Origin of the sequence: Curtobacterium sp. APC 4022 (assembly GCF_030407555.1) — a bacterium.
Taxonomy (GTDB): Bacteria; Actinomycetota; Actinomycetes; order Actinomycetales; family Microbacteriaceae; genus Curtobacterium.
Window position 1 is genome coordinate 1 of record NZ_JASDDD010000018.1, and the last position, 15,555, is coordinate 15,555.

General features: G+C 67.8%; 14 protein-coding genes and 2 tRNA genes. 6 read left to right on the top strand and 10 right to left on the bottom strand.

Annotated features, from left to right (window positions below; translation table 11 throughout):
• Window positions 1–525: 525 nt before the first annotated feature.
• The 10 genes from QL987_RS07865 to dnaA form a co-directional block, all read right to left on the bottom strand.
• Window positions 526–598, bottom strand: a tRNA-Ala gene (locus tag QL987_RS07865).
• 53 nt (window positions 599–651) lie between these two features.
• Window positions 652–728, bottom strand: a tRNA-Ile gene (locus tag QL987_RS07870).
• A gap of 72 nt (window positions 729–800) precedes the next feature.
• On the bottom strand, window positions 801–1,208 hold the full coding sequence (locus QL987_RS07875; RefSeq protein ID WP_110902908.1) for a DUF3566 domain-containing protein: 408 nt from the start codon (window positions 1,206–1,208) through the stop codon (window positions 801–803).
• On the bottom strand, window positions 1,201–3,885 hold the full coding sequence (gene gyrA / locus QL987_RS07880) for a DNA gyrase subunit A (RefSeq protein ID WP_290157078.1): 2,685 nt from the start codon (window positions 3,883–3,885) through the stop codon (window positions 1,201–1,203). Before gyrA ends, QL987_RS07875 begins: the two co-directional genes overlap by 8 nt.
• A gap of 112 nt (window positions 3,886–3,997) precedes the next feature.
• Window positions 3,998–6,019: a DNA topoisomerase (ATP-hydrolyzing) subunit B gene (gyrB, locus tag QL987_RS07885; protein ID WP_221849359.1), complete on the bottom strand. Its 2,022-nt coding sequence runs from the start codon at window positions 6,017–6,019 to the stop codon at window positions 3,998–4,000.
• 133 nt (window positions 6,020–6,152) lie between these two features.
• Window positions 6,153–6,653, bottom strand: a complete 501-nt coding sequence (locus tag QL987_RS07890; RefSeq protein ID WP_204610591.1) for a DciA family protein — start codon at window positions 6,651–6,653, stop codon at window positions 6,153–6,155.
• The gene (recF, locus tag QL987_RS07895; protein ID WP_290157083.1) at window positions 6,653–7,870 is read right to left on the bottom strand and encodes a DNA replication/repair protein RecF; all 1,218 of its coding nucleotides are present in this window, start codon (window positions 7,868–7,870) and stop codon (window positions 6,653–6,655) included. Before recF ends, QL987_RS07890 begins: the two co-directional genes overlap by 1 nt.
• A gap of 37 nt (window positions 7,871–7,907) precedes the next feature.
• Window positions 7,908–8,792 carry a phosphogluconate dehydrogenase (NAD(+)-dependent, decarboxylating) gene (gnd, locus tag QL987_RS07900; RefSeq protein ID WP_111075316.1) on the bottom strand — a complete coding sequence of 295 codons (885 nt, stop codon included), beginning with the start codon at window positions 8,790–8,792 and terminating at the stop codon, window positions 7,908–7,910.
• A 70-nt stretch (window positions 8,793–8,862) separates the two neighbouring features.
• Window positions 8,863–10,023 carry a DNA polymerase III subunit beta gene (gene dnaN, locus QL987_RS07905; RefSeq protein ID WP_111075315.1) on the bottom strand — a complete coding sequence of 387 codons (1,161 nt, stop codon included), beginning with the start codon at window positions 10,021–10,023 and terminating at the stop codon, window positions 8,863–8,865.
• Between the two features lie 456 nt (window positions 10,024–10,479).
• The gene (dnaA, locus tag QL987_RS07910; RefSeq protein ID WP_253468018.1) at window positions 10,480–11,931 is read right to left on the bottom strand and encodes a chromosomal replication initiator protein DnaA; all 1,452 of its coding nucleotides are present in this window, start codon (window positions 11,929–11,931) and stop codon (window positions 10,480–10,482) included.
• Window positions 11,932–12,408: 477 nt separating this feature from the next.
• Here dnaA and rpmH point away from each other — a divergent pair, with 477 nt between their 5' ends.
• The 6 genes from rpmH to rsmG are packed head-to-tail and all read left to right on the top strand — an operon-like array spanning window position 12,409 to window position 15,467.
• Window positions 12,409–12,546 (top strand): 50S ribosomal protein L34, encoded by a 138-nt coding sequence (gene rpmH, locus QL987_RS07915; RefSeq protein WP_043595303.1) that lies wholly within the window; start codon window positions 12,409–12,411, stop codon window positions 12,544–12,546.
• Between the two features lie 18 nt (window positions 12,547–12,564).
• Entirely contained in the window at window positions 12,565–12,915 is a 351-nt protein-coding gene (rnpA, locus tag QL987_RS07920; protein ID WP_111075313.1) for a ribonuclease P protein component, read from the top strand.
• Window positions 12,912–13,277 (top strand): membrane protein insertion efficiency factor YidD, encoded by a 366-nt coding sequence (gene yidD / locus QL987_RS07925; protein WP_253465848.1) that lies wholly within the window; start codon window positions 12,912–12,914, stop codon window positions 13,275–13,277. The genes rnpA and yidD overlap by 4 nt, the downstream gene beginning before the upstream one ends.
• A gap of 8 nt (window positions 13,278–13,285) precedes the next feature.
• Window positions 13,286–14,260 (top strand): membrane protein insertase YidC, encoded by a 975-nt coding sequence (yidC, locus tag QL987_RS07930; RefSeq protein ID WP_111075403.1) that lies wholly within the window; start codon window positions 13,286–13,288, stop codon window positions 14,258–14,260.
• Window positions 14,257–14,808 (top strand): R3H domain-containing nucleic acid-binding protein, encoded by a 552-nt coding sequence (locus QL987_RS07935; RefSeq protein WP_290157091.1) that lies wholly within the window; start codon window positions 14,257–14,259, stop codon window positions 14,806–14,808. Before yidC ends, QL987_RS07935 begins: the two co-directional genes overlap by 4 nt.
• Complete coding sequence (rsmG, locus tag QL987_RS07940) at window positions 14,805–15,467, top strand: 16S rRNA (guanine(527)-N(7))-methyltransferase RsmG (RefSeq protein WP_290157093.1); 663 nt, start codon at window positions 14,805–14,807, stop codon at window positions 15,465–15,467. The genes QL987_RS07935 and rsmG overlap by 4 nt, the downstream gene beginning before the upstream one ends.
• The last annotated feature ends 88 nt before the right edge of the window (window positions 15,468–15,555 follow it).

Genomic DNA, 15,555 nt, shown 5'->3' on the forward strand with positions numbered 1-15,555 from the left:
CAACACGCCGCTTCCCACCCGCCGACGTCGCACAACGTGCCGCCGCACGTCGCCGGCCCCGGCAGATCGCGCGACCTCGACGACCGTCACACGGCAGGTCCTGCGACCTCGGCAACGCGCCACCTCCCGGCGTCGAGGTCGCACAACACGCCGCCACCCACCCGCCGACGTCGTACAACCTGCCGCCGCAGGTCGCCGGCCCCGGCAGTTCGGGCGACCTCGGCGACCACCACACGGCACGTCCTGCGACCTCGGCCACCAGCCGCCGCTCGACCGGCCACGACACCCCGCAGGAGATCCGCCGACCGGTCACGAACCGTCGCTTGGAGGCCCGCCAACCGACGACTCGTGACCTCTCGACGCGAGACCCACGGCAAGTCGGCCGATCGACGGCGAGCACGCCGAACCCGGGCAGCGCTCAACGGCCACGCCGGCGACCCATACGCGCCGCAGGGGCGGCGGCGCGTATGGGCAAAGAACGAAGCCCCTGGGCAGCGACACAGTCGCAACCAGGGGCTTCTCGAGTGGAGCCTAGGAGATTCGAACTCCTGACATCTGCCTTGCAAAGGCAGCGCTCTACCAACTGAGCTAAGGCCCCGAAGCGACCGAACGGGCCGCAACGCCGAGACTTCCGACGCGGGAGTTGAATTGTGGTGGGGCTACAAGGACTTGAACCTTGGACCTCTTCGTTATCAGCGAAGCGCTCTAACCGCCTGAGCTATAGCCCCTCAGACCGGATGAAAGCCTACCCCACGATCGCGCCGGAGCGAAATCGAGCGAGTCGGCCCACCCGGACCGGGTCAGTTGTTGGTGAAGCCCACGAGCACGCCGCCCGTGATCCGCACGCTGAGGTTGTACAGGACGCTGACGATCGCGCCGAGCACGGTCCCGACGACCACGTTGAGGATGCCGACGACGATCGAGAACCCGAGGACCTGGCCCAGCGAGAACTGGTCCATGATCGAGTAACTGTTCTGACCGGTGACGTCCTTCAACAGGCTGTCGATCTGGTCGAACACACCGGTCTGGTTGAGGATGACCCACACCAGCGCCGTGGCGACGACGATCACGATCGAGCCGGCCAGGGCGATGAGGAAGGACAGCTTCACCATCGACCAGAAGTCGACGTAGACCAGGCGCAGACGGACCTGACGAGTCCCGACGGGCCGCTTCGCCTTCCGCTGGAGCTTCTCGGCGACACTACTCATTGCTTGACTCGTCCTCTCCGGCCTCGACAGGCGCGGCGTCGGTGGGCAGTGCGTCGGTGGAGACTTCCTCCACGAGCTCTGCGTCGGCGGCGTCGGCGACCGCGTCGTCCGGGCTGACGGTCTCGACCGGGCCTGCAGGCTCGATCTCGGCGTCCTCCTGGTCGTCCAGGTTCCGCTCACTGTTTCGGGCCACAGCGATGATCCGGTCGTTCTCCGCGAACCTCGCGAAGACGACCCCCATCGTGTCCCGGCCCTTGGCTGGGACCTCGGCCACGGCAGACCTTACCACCTTGCCCGATTGCAGCACGACGAGCACCTCGTCGTCCTCACCGACGATCAGGGCACCGACCAGGTCGCCTCGATCGGCGGCCAGACGGGCCACCTTGATGCCGAGACCACCACGACCCTGGATGCGGTACTGGTCGACCGAGGTGCGCTTGGCGTAGCCGCCCTCGGTCATCACCCAGACGAAGCCGTCGTCCGAGACGACCGATGCCGACAGCAGCGAGTCGTCCCCGCGGAAGGACATGCCCTTCACGCCGGAGGTCGAGCGACCCATCGGGCGGAGCGTGTCGTTCGTCGCGGTGAAGCGCAGCGACATGCCGTGGCGCGACACCAGGAGCAGGTCGTCGTGCTCGTCGACGAGCAGTGCGGACCGGAGCTTGTCGCCCTCGCGGAGGTTGATCGCGATGATGCCGCCGGTGCGGTTGGTGTCGTACTCGGTGAGCGCCGTCTTCTTCACGAGACCCTGCTCGGTGGCGAGCACCAGGTACTGCGCCGCCTCGTAGTCGCGGATGTCGAGGACCTGCTGGATCTTCTCGTCCGGCTGCATGGCCAGGAGGTTCGCCGAGTGCTGGCCCTTGGCGTCACGCCCGGCTTCCTGCAGCTCGTACGCCTTCGCCCGGTAGACGCGGCCCTGGTCGGTGAGGAACAGCAGCCAGTGGTGCGTCGTGGTGACGAAGAAGTGGTCGACGACGTCGTCCGCACGGAGCTGGGCGCCACGGACACCACGGCCGCCGCGGTGCTGCGAGCGGTACTGGTCGCTGCGGGTGCGCTTGACGTACCCACCGCGCGTGATGGTGACGACGACCTCTTCCTCGGGGATGAGGTCTTCCATGCTCATGTCGCCGTCGAAGCCGAGCATGATCTCGGTGCGACGGTCGTCCCCGAAGCGGTCGACGATCTCGGTGAGCTCATCGATGATGATCGTGCGCTGGCGCTCCGGTCGGGCGAGGATGTCCTCGAAGTCGGCGATCTTCAGCTCGAGGGCCTCGGCCTCCTCGTGGATCTTCTGGCGCTCGAGGGCGGCCAGACGACGCAGCTGGAGTTCGAGGATCGCGCGTGCCTGGATCTCGTCGACGGAGAGCAGCTCCATCAGGCCGTTGCGGGCCTCCTCGACGTCGGGCGACCGGCGGATGAGCGCGATGACCTCGTCGAGGGCGTCGAGCGCGGCCAGGTAGCCGCGCAGGATGTGCGCACGCTTCTCGGCTTCGCGCAGACGGAACTGGGTGCGGCGGACGATGACCTCGACCTGGTGGTCGACCCACGCGCTGATGAACCCGTCGAGCGCCAGGGTCCGAGGCACCCCGTCGACGATCGCGAGCATGTTCGCGCCGAAGTTCTCCTGCAGCTGGGTGTGCTTGTACAGGTTGTTGAGCACGACCTTGGCGACCGCGTCACGCTTCAGCACGATGACCAGGCGCTGCCCGGTACGACCCGAGGTCTCGTCGCGGATGTCGGCGACGCCGGCGAGACGGCCGTCCTTGACGAGCTCGGCGATCTTGATCGCCAGGTTGTCCGGGTTGACCTGGTACGGCAGTTCGGTGACGACCAGGCAGGTGCGGCCCTGGATCTCCTCGACGCTGACGACGGCGCGCATCGTGATCGACCCGCGACCGGTCCGGTAGGCGTCGACGATCCCGCGGGTGCCGAGGATCTGCGCGCCGGTCGGGAAGTCCGGGCCCTTGATGCGCTGCATCAGCGCTTCGAGCAGCTCTTCACGCGTGGCGTCGGGGTGCTCGAGCGCCCAGACCGCACCGGAAGCGACCTCGCGGAGGTTGTGCGGCGGGATGTTCGTGGCCATGCCGACCGCGATGCCGACGGAGCCGTTGACGAGCAGGTTCGGGAACCGGGCCGGCAGGATCGACGGCTCCTGGGTGCGACCGTCGTAGTTGTCCTGGAAGTCGACGGTCTCTTCCTCGATGTCCCGCACCATCTCGAGGGCGAGCGGGGCCATCTTGGTCTCGGTGTACCGCGGGGCCGCGGCGCCGTCGTTGCCGGGCGAACCGAAGTTGCCCTGGCCGAGCGCGAGCGGGTACCGCAGCGACCACGGCTGCACGAGGCGCACCAGGGCGTCGTAGATCGCGCTGTCACCGTGCGGGTGGAACTGCCCCATCACGTCGCCGACCACACGCGAGCACTTCGAGAAGGCCCGGTCCGGACGGTAGCCACCGTCGTACATCGCGTAGATCACGCGGCGGTGCACCGGCTTGAGGCCGTCGCGGACCTCCGGCAGAGCACGACCGACGATGACGGACATCGCGTAGTCGAGGTACGAGCGCTGCATCTCGAGCTGCAGGTCGACCTGCGAGATGCGGTCACCGGAGACGACGATGTCCCCGCTGTCGCCGTGCACGATCTCGGGCTCGTCGGCGCCGTTCTCGTTGTCGTCAGCCATGTGCTTGCGTTGCCTTCCTTGACAGCCTGGAGGCTCGTCGTCCGTTGGTCGCGCCGGGCGCGACCACGAGGGGTCGGGTCGGGTCGACGCGGCTCACGCCGCGCCTCCCGGCCTAGATGTCCAAGAAGCGGACGTCCTTCGCGTTCTGCTGGATGAACTGGCGACGGGCGTCGACGTCCTCACCCATGAGCGTGGCGAACACGCTGTCCACCGCGGCGGCGTCCTCGAGCGTGACCTGCAGGAGCGTCCGGGTGTCCGGGTTCATCGTGGTGTCCCACAGCTCCTTGTAGTCCATCTCGCCGAGGCCCTTGTAGCGCTGGATCCCGTTGTCCTTGGGGATGCGCTTGCCCGCGGCGATGCCGGCCTGCAGCATGGCGTCGCGCTCCCGGTCACTGAACACGTACTGGTCGGCCGCGTTCGTCCACTTCAGGCGGTACAGCGGCGGCTGCGCGAGGTACACGTAGCCGCGCTCGATCAGCGGGCGCATGTAGCGGAACAGCAGCGTGAGCAGCAGCGTGGTGATGTGCTGGCCGTCGACGTCGGCATCGGCCATCAGCACGATCTTGTGGTACCGGGCCTTGTCCGGGTCGAAGTCCTCGCCGATGCCGGCGCCGAACGCCGTGATCATCGACTGGATCTCCTGGTTGGCGAGGGCGCGGTCGAGCCGGGCCTTCTCGACGTTCAGGATCTTGCCGCGCAACGGCAGGATCGCCTGCGTCATCGGGTTGCGGCCCTGCACGGCGGAACCACCGGCGGAGTCGCCCTCCACCATGAAGATCTCCGACAGGGTCGGGTCCTTCGACTGGCAGTCCTTGAGCTTGCCGGGCATGCCGCCCGACTCGAGCAGGCCCTTGCGCCGCGTGGTCTCGCGCGCCTTGCGGGCGGCGAGGCGCGCCTGGGAGGCCTGGATCGCCTTGCGCACGACGTCGCGCGCCTGCGTCGGGTTGCTCTCGAACCAGTGCGTGAGCTCGGCACCGACGACGCGCTGCACGAAGCCCTTGGCCTCGGTGTTGCCGAGCTTGGTCTTCGTCTGGCCCTCGAACTGCGGTTCGCCGAGCTTGATGGAGATGACGGCGGTGAGCCCTTCGCGGATGTCGTCACCCGTGAGGTTGTCGTCCTTCTCCTTGATGATCTTCGCTTCGCGGGCGTACTTGTTCACCAGGTACGTCAGTGCGGAGCGGAAGCCCTCTTCGTGGGTGCCGCCCTCGTGCGTGTTGATCGTGTTCGCGAAGGTGTGGACGCTCTCCTGGTAGGAGGTGTTCCACTGCATCGCGACCTCGAGCGCGATCTTGCGCTCCGGGTCCTCGGACTCGAAGCCGATGACGTCCGGGTGGACCAGGTCGGCCTTCTTCTGGGCGTTGAGGTACTCGACGTAGTCGGCGAGACCGCGCTCGTAGCGGAAGGAGTCCTTGCGGGCCTCTTCACCCTCGGCCGGGGTGCGCTCGTCGACGAGCGTGATGCGCAGGCCCTTGTTGAGGAAGGCCATCTGCTGGAAGCGGGTGCGCAGGGTCTCGTAGTCGAACTCGACCGACTCGAAGATCTCGGCGTTCGGCCAGAAGGTGATCGTGGTGCCGGTCTCGTCGGACGCTTCGTCCTGGGACAGCGGCGACACCGGGACACCGTCGGTGTAGCTCTGGCGCCAGACGTGTCCCTGACGACGGACCTCGACGTCGAGTTCGCTCGAGAGCGCGTTCACGACGGAGGAACCGACACCGTGCAGACCACCGGAGACCGCGTACCCGCCACCGCCGAACTTGCCGCCGGCGTGCAGCACGGTCAGGACGAGCTCGACCGTCGAGATGCCCTCGTTGGGGTGGATGTCGACGGGGATGCCACGGCCGTTGTCGACGACGCGGACGCCGCCGTCTTCACGGATGGTGACGTTGATCGTGTCGCAGTAGCCGGCGAGGGCTTCGTCGACGGAGTTGTCGACGATCTCCTGCACCAGGTGGTGGAGACCACGTGGGCCCGTTGACCCGATGTACATGCCCGGGCGCTTGCGGACGGCTTCGAGGCCCTCGAGCACCTGGATCTGGTCTGCGCCGTACGATGGTTCGCTCTGCGGGGCCTGCTCCTGCGGCTGGGCCTCGTCACTCTGCGGGTCTCGCTGGTCGTCGTCAGATTCAGATGTCATGTCGGGAGTGCTCCTGCCTGCGCGCGGAACGCCCGCACACTGCACTCCCCAGTCTACCGCAGCGAGGCCCGGGTCCGGGGGCCGTACGCCCCACAGAGCGACGAATCTCAGACGGATGGATGATTTCGTCTGGTCAACCGTAGGTATCGCGAGGGCCGCGCCCCTGGACCGACCTGAGGCCGCGTTTCCATGTGGGGGCGTCGGGCCCGGAAACCCGGATCGACTCGACGCCCGCCGCCGGGTACCGCTGGGCGATGGTCGTCGTGACCGTCCCGCGCATGAGCCGGAGCTGCGTCGCCCAGGCCGTCGAGTCACACCGGATGACGAGGGCGCCGTCCTCGATCGTCACCGGGGTGGAGTGCTTCGCGAGCTCGTCGCCGACCACGCTCGGCCAGTCCACGAACAGTTCCGAGCGTGCCAGCGGCTCGGTCCAGCCGAGTTCGGCGGTGAGCGCGCCCATCACGTCGCCGAGTCCGGTGGGCTCGCGTCCCTTGCCGTAGGGCACCGAGTCCGGGTCCTGCCCGGCGGCTCGGCGTCGGCGCGCGTCGAGCCCGCGCTTCGACGGGTCGCCGAAGACCGCCTTGAAGTGCTGGTAGACGCGGGACGGTTCGGCGGGCTTCCGGGGCGCGGGCATCAGGACGCCGCCGGGGTCGGATCCGGACGGGAGGCCCGGTCAGCGTCCGTCTCGTCGGTCACGATCGTGCCGGCTTCGATCCGCACGGTGTGGGCGGCGAGCTGGCCCGGGACGTCGCCGTGCACCGCCGCGGTGATGAGGACCTGCTCGTAGTCCGCGACCGCTCCGGCCAGGCGTTCCCGGCGCGACTCGTCGAGTTCGGCGAACACGTCGTCGAGGATGATGATCGGGTCGCCGAGCGCGGACTCTGCGCGGAGGATCGTCGCCGAAGCCAGCTGCACCGCCAGCGCGAAGGACCAGGACTCGCCGTGACTGGCGTATCCCCGGGCCGGTAACCCGTTCAGCTCGAAGAGGACGTCGTCGCGGTGCGGGCCGGTCAGGGTCAGGCCGCGGTCGAGTTCGTCGCGTCGACGACGCTCGAGGGCACCGCGGAACGCCTCGGCCGCGGACGCGATCGAGACCGGCTCCTCCGGGGTACCGAGCACCGGGTCGGTCGCGGCCGCGTCCTCGGGGTCGGCACCCCGGACACTCAGCACGCCGGCGATCGACGCCTGGTGCCGCTCGCCCGCGACGGTCGCGTACGACTCGGTCACGAACGGGGCGAGGCGCCGGGTGAGGTGGTCGCGGGCCGCGATGATCTCGGCACCGAACTCGACGAGCCGGTCGTCCCAGACGTCGAGCGTCGAGAGGGCCCCGGCTTTCGCACCGGTCGCCCGCGCCGATTTCAGCAGGGTGTTCCGCTGCCGGAGCGTCCGGTCGTAGTCGGCCAGCACGCCCTGCATCCGCGGCGCGATCTGGACCAGGAGCTCGTCGATCATCCGACGGCGGCCGGACGGTTCGCCCCGGACGAGGGCGAGGTCCTCCGGTGCGAAGAGCACGCTCGTGCAGTAGCGCGGGAGCTCGCGGGGCTTGATCGCCGAGCGGTTCACCTGCGCGCGGTTCGAGCCGGTCCGGTTGATCTGCACCTCGGCGAGGATGCTCCGGTCTTCATGCGCCAGTCGGGCGCGGACGATCGCGGAGTCGCAACCCTGCCGGACGAGGGCGGCGTCGGTCGGCACCCGGTGCGACCCGAGGGTCGAGAGGTACGCGATGGACTCGACGAGGTTGGTCTTGCCCTGGCCGTTGCGGCCGACGAACAGGTTCGGCCCGCGTGCGAAGTCGACGTCCGCCTCCCGGTAGTTCCGGAAGTCGGAGAGCTGGAGATGGTCGACGTGCACGCGGGCCGAGACGGGTCGAGGGGGTTACCTCGACCGACTACGCCTTCTTGACGGCGTGGCCGCCGAACTGGTTGCGGAGTGCGGCGACGGCCTTCATCGTCGGGGACGCGCTGCCCTGACGCGAGACGAAGCGCGCGAACATGGCCGCGGAGAGCGCCGGCATCGGCACCGCGAGCTCGATGCCCTCTTCGAGGGTCCACCGACCCTCGCCGGAGTCGTCGACGTAGCCCTCGAGCGCGTCGAGCTTCGGGTCCTCGTTGATCGCGAGGACGAGGAGGTCGAGCAGCCAGGAGCGCACGACGGTGCCGCGCTGCCATCCGGCGAAGACGGCGGGGACGTCCGTGATGATGTCCTTCGCCTCGAGGAGCTCGTAGCCCTCGCCGTACGCCTGCATGATCGCGTACTCGATGCCGTTGTGGACCATCTTCGCGTAGTGGCCCGCGCCGATGCCGCCGGCGTGCGAGAAGCCCTCTTCGCGCGGGCCCTCGGGACGGAGTGCGTCGAAGACGGGCATGGCGCGCTCGACGTCGGCCGCGTCGCCGCCGGCCATCATGCCGTAGCCGTTGTCCTTGCCCCAGACACCGCCCGAGACGCCGACGTCCATGTAGCGGATGCCCTTGGCGTCCAGCTGCTTGGCGTGGATCTCGTCGTCGAGCCACTTCGAGTTGCCGCCGTCGATGACGAGGTCGCCCGGCTCGAGGACCTCGGCGAGGTCGGTGATGACGTCGTCGGTGATCTTCCCGTGCGGGACCATGACCCAGACCAGACGCGGGCCGGAGAGGGCCTTGGCGAGTGCGCCGAGGTCGGGGACGTCCGAGACGGCGGGGTTGGCGTCGTACCCGACGACGTCGATCCCTGCGTTGCGCAGACGCGCACGCATGTTGTTGCCCATCTTCCCGAGGCCGACAAGACCGATCTGCATGATTTCCTCTTCTTCGTCGATGTCGCGCTGGTGCTGGTTTCCACCCGCCAGCGCTGGATGTCTGTTGCGCTCAGCGCAGCAGCAGGTTGGGCTGCAGCAGGTACCGGTATCCGTCCGTGGCCGGTTCCTCTCGCGAGGACTGTCCGGTGATCAACACCGGGCCCGGCTTGTTCGGGTTCTCCGTCTTGGTGAAGGAGATCCGGACGAACTCGGAGTGCACTGCATTCAACCCGTCCAGGAGGAAGGCCGGTTTCAGGGAGACAACCGTTTCCTCACCGGTCAGCAACGCATCGATCGACTCTGACGCCTGCGCTTGTTCGGAACCGATCGCCTCGAGCGTGAGCCCGTCGACCGTGAAGGAGAACCGGAGTGCGGCTTCGCGCTCCAGGACGAGGGAGACCCGTCGGACGGCTTCGACCAGTTCCGCGGTGTTGATCACCGCGTGGTCCTGGACCGCCTCGGGGAAGAGCCGGCGAACCGGCGGGTAGTTGCCCTTGATGAGCAGCGACGTCACGGTCTTGTCGTCGGCGTGGAACGCGATGAGCTCGCGGTCCGAGCCGCCGCTGATCGAGACCGAGACGGTCGTGGCCGACCCGAAGGTGCGGCCGACTTCCTGCAGGGTGCGGGCCGGGACGAGGGCGTGGAGGGTCGTGGCTGCGTCGCCGTCGTCGCCGGCGCGGCCCGAGTCCCACTGGATCGTGCGAACGGCGACGCGGTAGCGGTCCGTGGCGATGAGCGAGACGTCGTGCTCGCCGACCTCGAGCTGGACGCCGGTGATGACCGGGGTGACGTCGTCACGGCTGGCGGCGACGGCCACCTGCGAGACGGCTTCGGAGAACGAGTCGCCCGGGATGACGCCGGTCTGCGGACCGATCTCGGGGAGGGTCGGGTACTCCTCGACGGGCATCGACAGCAGCGTGAAGTGCGCCGAGCCGCAGGTGACCGTGATGCGGGAGTCTTCGGTCGAGAAGCTCACCGGGGCGTTCGGCAGTCGGCTCGCGATGTCGTTGAGGAGCCGGCCGGAGACGAGCACCGTGCCCGGGTCGTCGATCTGCGCGGCGATCGAGGTCTGTGCCGAGACCTCGTAGTCGAACGACGACAGCGTCAGACGATCGCCGTCGGCGTGGATCAACACACCGGACAGGATCGGCAGGGTCGTTCGCTGAGGGAGGAGCTTCACCGCGAAGGAGACGGCTTCGGAGAAGACGTCCCGGTTGACCTCGAACTTCACGGCGTGGACCCCTGTCGATCGGTTGACTGCCCGGCGGCCCCCATTGTGGCACAGCGGCGGCAGACCACCGATCCGTGTCATTCGCCGTCCCCAGAGGTTGGCCCAGGGAGAAGGAGAGAGAAGAGAGGAGTAATGGTCTTAACGCCTGTGCACACTGTGGACAACTCTGGGGATGCCGCTCCCCGACTGGGAACTACAACCGTGTGACTTGTTGGTGGCGTGTGAGCGACCTCTGGATGAGCAAAGTTCATCTATCCACTTCTCTCCCCAGTTTCCACAGGCACCTCTCCAGCTGTGTACAAGCGGGCGGCGTGTCCTCCACAGTTATCCACAGGCTTTCCACACTGTGGGGAATCCGCCGCATGGAACCGTCTCAGATGGTGGACGCGCGCAGAAGGACGCCGATCCCGGGTGTGGGACGGGCCTCCTGGACGGGGGGTGGCGGGCTGGTGCGCGCTACCGGTACCGACGGTCCTGCTTGATCCGGCTCGTCAGTTCGGTGACCTGGTTGTAGATCGAGCGACGCTCCTTCATGAGCTCCGCGATCTTCTTGTTGGCGTACATCACGGTCGTGTGGTCGCGGTTGCCGAACAGCTGACCGATCTTCGGCAGCGACAGGCTCGTGAGCTCCCGGCACAGGTACATCGCGATCTGGCGAGCCGTGGCGATCGCCTGCGACCGGGACGAGCCGTAGAGGTCGTCGACCGAGAGCTTGAAGTACTCCGCGGTGTGGTTGATGATGTCCGTCGGCGCGATGACGTTGTCCTCATCCAGCGTGATCAGGTCCTTGAGGACCGTCTGCACCAGCGCCATGTCGACGGCCGTCCGGTTGAGGCTCGCGAACGCGGTCACCCGGATCAGGGTGCCCTCGAGCTCGCGGATGTTGCTCGACACCTTGGACGCGATGAACTCCATGATGTCGTCCGGCACCTGCAGGTGGTCGGACTGCGCCTTCTTGCGGAGGATCGCGATGCGCGTCTCGAGGTCGGGCGCCTGGACGTCCGTGATGAGACCCCACTCGAAGCGGCTGCGCATCCGGTCCTCGAACCCGGTGAGGTGCTTCGGCGCGACGTCCGAGGTGATGACGACCTGCTTGTTGTGGTCGTGCAGCGTGTTGAACGTGTGGAAGAACGCCTCTTGCGTGGAGTCCTTGCCCTGCAGGAACTGGATGTCGTCGATCAGCAGGATGTCGATGTCGCGGTACCGCTGCTGGAACTGGTTCGACCGGTTGTTCGCGATCGAGTTGATGAAGTCGTTCGTGAACTCCTCACTCGACACGTAGCGGACGCGGATCCCCGGGTAGAGGCTCTCGGCGTAGTGCCCGATGGCGTGCAGCAGGTGCGTCTTGCCGAGGCCCGAGTCGCCGTAGATGAAGAGCGGGTTGTAGGCCTTCGCCGGCGCCTCGGCCACCGCGACCGCCGCCGCGTGCGCGAAGCGGTTGGAGGCACCGATGACGAAGTTGTCGAAGTTGTACTTCGGGTTGAGCCGGGATTCCGGACGGCCACCGGTGCCGGGCGAGTCCACCGGGCTCGGGACGAACGGCGCCTCGATGTACTGGCGCGGTGCGGCGGTCTGCGGCACGTGCTCCTGCACCGGCTCGGCGTAGGAGGGCACGGCGACGGCGTCGACCCGCGGCTCGGAGGCCATGTCGGGGTTCACGGTGATCGCGAAGTTGGCCACCGAGTCGTCCCCGATGCGCGCGACGGCCTCGGTGATGGGCACCCGGATGCGCTGCTCGAGCATGCCGCGGGTCAGGTCGTTCGGGACCTCGAGGTAGAGCGTCCCGGCGAGGACGCCCTTCGGCTCGACGAGGTTCAGGAACCCGTGCAGCTGCGGCGTGATCCGGTCGTCGTCGGCGAGGATCCCGAGCACTGACGACCAGAGGTCCTGGACGGGGTCGGCCGGCATCGTCATGGCGTGCTCGTCTCCTGGTCTCACTGCTCGGGTGCGTCACTCTGCGGGCGCAGAAGGTCCGGGTTCGGTACGAGCCACGCCGGGGCCGACCCGCGCCTCCTGGATGGCCGGAGGCGATCGGCACGGTGTTCTGGGCGCCGTTCCCCGTCGAGCTTCCCACAGGGTTGTCCACAGTCTGCTCCACGGCCGCGCGGACGGTGGTCGAGGGGGTACTCCCCCGTACTACCGGGCTTCCGGCGGTGCGGTGACACAACTGTAAAGGACCGGAGCGCGTGGTACCCAACGGAAGTTCTCCCCAGTGTGGAGAATCGGGAGGCCGTGGTCACCGCGGCCGCGCGGGTCCAGGGGTGTTTGACCTGGCAGCCCTCGTCACGTACCGTTGTCCAGTTGACTGCGGCCGTTCGGTCGCGCCTTCCGTGTCAACCAACGCATACGTGACGGCTCGCCGCGAGCAGCCGTGTGGAGATCATCATGAGCAAGCGCACCTTCCAGCCGAACAACCGCCGCCGCGCCAAGAAGCACGGCTTCCGTGCCCGCATGCGCACCCGCGCCGGCCGCGCCATCCTCGCCGCACGCCGCGGCAAGGGGCGCACCGAGCTCTCCGCCTGATCCGCGGGGGTCCTCGTCGTGTTGGCCCGAGCCAACCGCATCGTCCGAGGCGACGACTACCGGATGGTCGTGCGTCGTGGTCGCAGAAGCGCCACGGCACACGCCGTCGTGTCGGTGGTCCGTCGCCTCGATGACGATCCTGGTCCCACCAGGTTCGGGTTCATCGTGGCGAAGACCGTCGGGAACGCGGTGACGCGCAACCTCGTGCGTCGCCGTCTGAAGGCGATCGCGCACGGGGTCCTCCCGAGCGCGCCGCTCGGGTACGACGTGGTGGTGCGTGCACTGCCAGCCGCCGCGCAGGCCGCATGGCCTACCCTGCTCGAAGACATCACGCGCTCCTTCGCGCGCGGTGTGGAGAAGGCAGCATGAACCGGTTCCTCTGGGTCGTCGCGTTGCTCCCACGCAACGCGTGCGTCGTGGTGCTCCGGGCCTACCGTGCGGTGATCTCACCGCTCTACGGCAACGTCTGTCGGTACCACCCCTCGTGCTCGCGCTACGCGCTCGAGGCGATCCAGCAGTACGGCGTGGTCCGCGGATCGGCGATGGGCGCTTGGCGCATCGCTCGGTGCAACCCGTGGGCAGCCGGCGGGATCGACGACGTCAGGGAACGTCGCCGCCCCTTCACCGTCAGTCGGTTCGGGTTCGTCCTCGCGCCGATCCCGCAGCAACAGCAGACCTCGGCCGGCACGGTCCGTCCGGTGCTGCTCCCCCAGCGCACTCGAAAGGCGTGACCGTCCCCATGGACCTCATCGGTACGATCCTCTGGCCACTCAAATGGGTGGTGTCCGCGATCCTGGTCGGCTTCCACTGGGTCTTCGAGAACCTCGGGATGGACCCCTCTGCGGGCATCACGTGGGTGCTGTCGATCATCTTCCTGACCTTCGTGGTCCGGGCCGCGCTGATCCCCATCTTCGTGCGACAGATCAAGTCGCAGCGACGGATGCTCGAGGTCGCGCCCCAGCTGAAGAAGATCCAGGACAAGTACAAGGGCAAGAAGGACCAGTTCTCGCGCGAGGCCATGTCCCGCGAGACCATGGCGCTGTACAAGGAGACCGGGACGAACCCGCTGAGCTCCTGCCTGCCGCTGCTCATCCAGATGCCGATCTTCTTCTCGCTGTACTCGGTGCTGCACGAGGCGCAGATCAACAAGACGGGCATCGGCCTGCTCACCGGCGACCTCGCCAAGTCGTTCGGCAACGCATCGCTCTTCGGAGCCCCCCTGCACGAGACGTTCACGAACGCGTCCGGCTGGGAAGTCCGCATCATCGCGGGCATCATGATCGTCGTGATGACCGCCTCGCAGTTCATCACCCAGCTGCAGCTCGTCGCCAAGAACATGTCGCCGGAGACCAAGGAGTCTCCGATGTACCGCCAGCAGAAGATGATGCTGTACGTGCTTCCCCTGGTCTTCGTGATCTCGGGTCTGTCGTTCCCCCTCGGCGTCATGTTCTACTGGCTGGCCTCCAACCTCTGGACGATGGCGCAGCAGTACTTCGTCATCCGCAGCATGCCGACGCCGGGCTCCGAGGCAGCCCTCGCCCGTGAGGTCCGTCTCGCCAAGAAGGCCCAGCGCCGCGGAACCCCCGCGACGACCGGTGTCCTCACCGAGGCCGGGACCGGTGCCTCCATGGCCGAGGTCGAAGCACGTGTGAACAACCAGCGCCAGCAGCCGGTCGGCAAGTCGCGCGCCAAGAAGAACGGGAAGACCAAGTGAGCGAGCAGGAGACCGCTGCGGTCGTCGACACGACGGACGACGAGCAGCACCTCGCCCCCACCGACGCGACGGTCGACGGCGATGACGTGGACGGTGACGACGAGAGCCGCGACGAAGCGGACATCGCTGCCGACTACATCGAAGAGCTGCTCGACATCTGCGACCTCGACGGAGACATCGAGATCGAGGAGCGCGCCGGACGTGTGTACCTGACCGTCACGGACGACGGAGCCGCCCTGCGCGTGCTCGCGAAGCCGGACACGGTCACGGCCCTCCAGGAGCTGACTCGCATCGCGGTGCAGGCCGAGACCGGAGAGTTCAGTCGACTCATCCTGGACATCGGTGGATCCCGCGACGCCCGTGCGACGGAACTGCAGCGGTTGGTCGACACCGCCGTCGAACGCATCGAAGCCGGTTCGACGACGGCAGCACTGCCCCCGATGTCGTCCTACGAGCGCAAGCTCGTGCACGACCTGGTCGCCGAGAAGGGCTTCCACTCGGAGTCCGAGGGTGAGGGTCGTGACCGTCACACCGTCATCACGCGATGACGGACGCCCACGTCACGGCCGGTTCGGAGCCTCCTGTCCTGGAGGCCGAGCCGGCCGTCGCCGCGTCGCTCTTCGGTGACCAGATCGACGGTGCCCGGTCGTTCGCCGACGAGCTCGCCCGCCGCGGGGAGGAGCTCGGGCTGATCGGCCCACTCGAGCTCCCGCGGTTGTGGACCCGACACATCCTCAACTCTGCGCTCGTGGCACCGCTGCTCCACGCCGGAGCTTCTGTCGGTGACGTCGGGTCCGGAGCTGGCCTGCCGGGCCTGGTCTTGGCGATCGCGCGACCGGACGTCTCCATGACGCTGATCGAGCCGATGGAGCGTCGGACCGACTGGCTCCGTGCCGAGGCTGACCGCCTCGAGCTCGAGAACGTCACCGTCGTGCGGGCCCGTGCGGAGGACGCGGCGGACGCTCTCGTGCTGGACCAGGTGACGGCACGTGCGGTGAGTGCGCTCTCGAAGCTCATCCCGCTGACGGTGCCGCTCGTGCGCTCCGGTGGACAGCTCATCCTCATGAAGGGTGCGCGTGTCGACGACGAGGTCACCGCGGCCCGCAAGGTGATCCTCCGCAACCGTCTGGAAGACGTCGAGGTCCTCGAGCTCGGAGTCGGAGTGGTCGAGGAGACCACGCGCGTCTTCCGGGCTACAGTTGACTGACGCCACCGATCCGGTCTGATCGGGTTCCGTCGTAGCGTGTTCCCACGGCTGCACAGCGGAGCGCGTCGAGGGGCGACGGCCGTGCCGA

Bases quoted from the DNA above. Each gene is read 5' to 3' on its own strand.
- gyrA (WP_290157078.1), bottom strand. From the start codon at position 3,885: ATGGCTGACGACAACGAGAACGGCGCCGACGAGCCCGAGATCGTGCAC.
- yidD (WP_253465848.1), top strand. From the start codon at position 12,912: ATGAACCGGTTCCTCTGGGTCGTCGCGTTGCTCCCACGCAACGCGTGC.
- gyrB (WP_221849359.1), bottom strand. From the start codon at position 6,019: ATGACATCTGAATCTGACGACGACCAGCGAGACCCGCAGAGTGACGAG.
- rsmG (WP_290157093.1), top strand. From the start codon at position 14,805: ATGACGGACGCCCACGTCACGGCCGGTTCGGAGCCTCCTGTCCTGGAG.
- rpmH (WP_043595303.1), top strand. From the start codon at position 12,409: ATGAGCAAGCGCACCTTCCAGCCGAACAACCGCCGCCGCGCCAAGAAG.
- QL987_RS07890 (WP_204610591.1), bottom strand. From the start codon at position 6,653: ATGCCCGCGCCCCGGAAGCCCGCCGAACCGTCCCGCGTCTACCAGCAC.
- QL987_RS07875 (WP_110902908.1), bottom strand. From the start codon at position 1,208: ATGAGTAGTGTCGCCGAGAAGCTCCAGCGGAAGGCGAAGCGGCCCGTC.
- dnaA (WP_253468018.1), bottom strand. From the start codon at position 11,931: ATGCCGGCCGACCCCGTCCAGGACCTCTGGTCGTCAGTGCTCGGGATC.
- gnd (WP_111075316.1), bottom strand. From the start codon at position 8,792: ATGCAGATCGGTCTTGTCGGCCTCGGGAAGATGGGCAACAACATGCGT.
- yidC (WP_111075403.1), top strand. From the start codon at position 13,286: ATGGACCTCATCGGTACGATCCTCTGGCCACTCAAATGGGTGGTGTCC.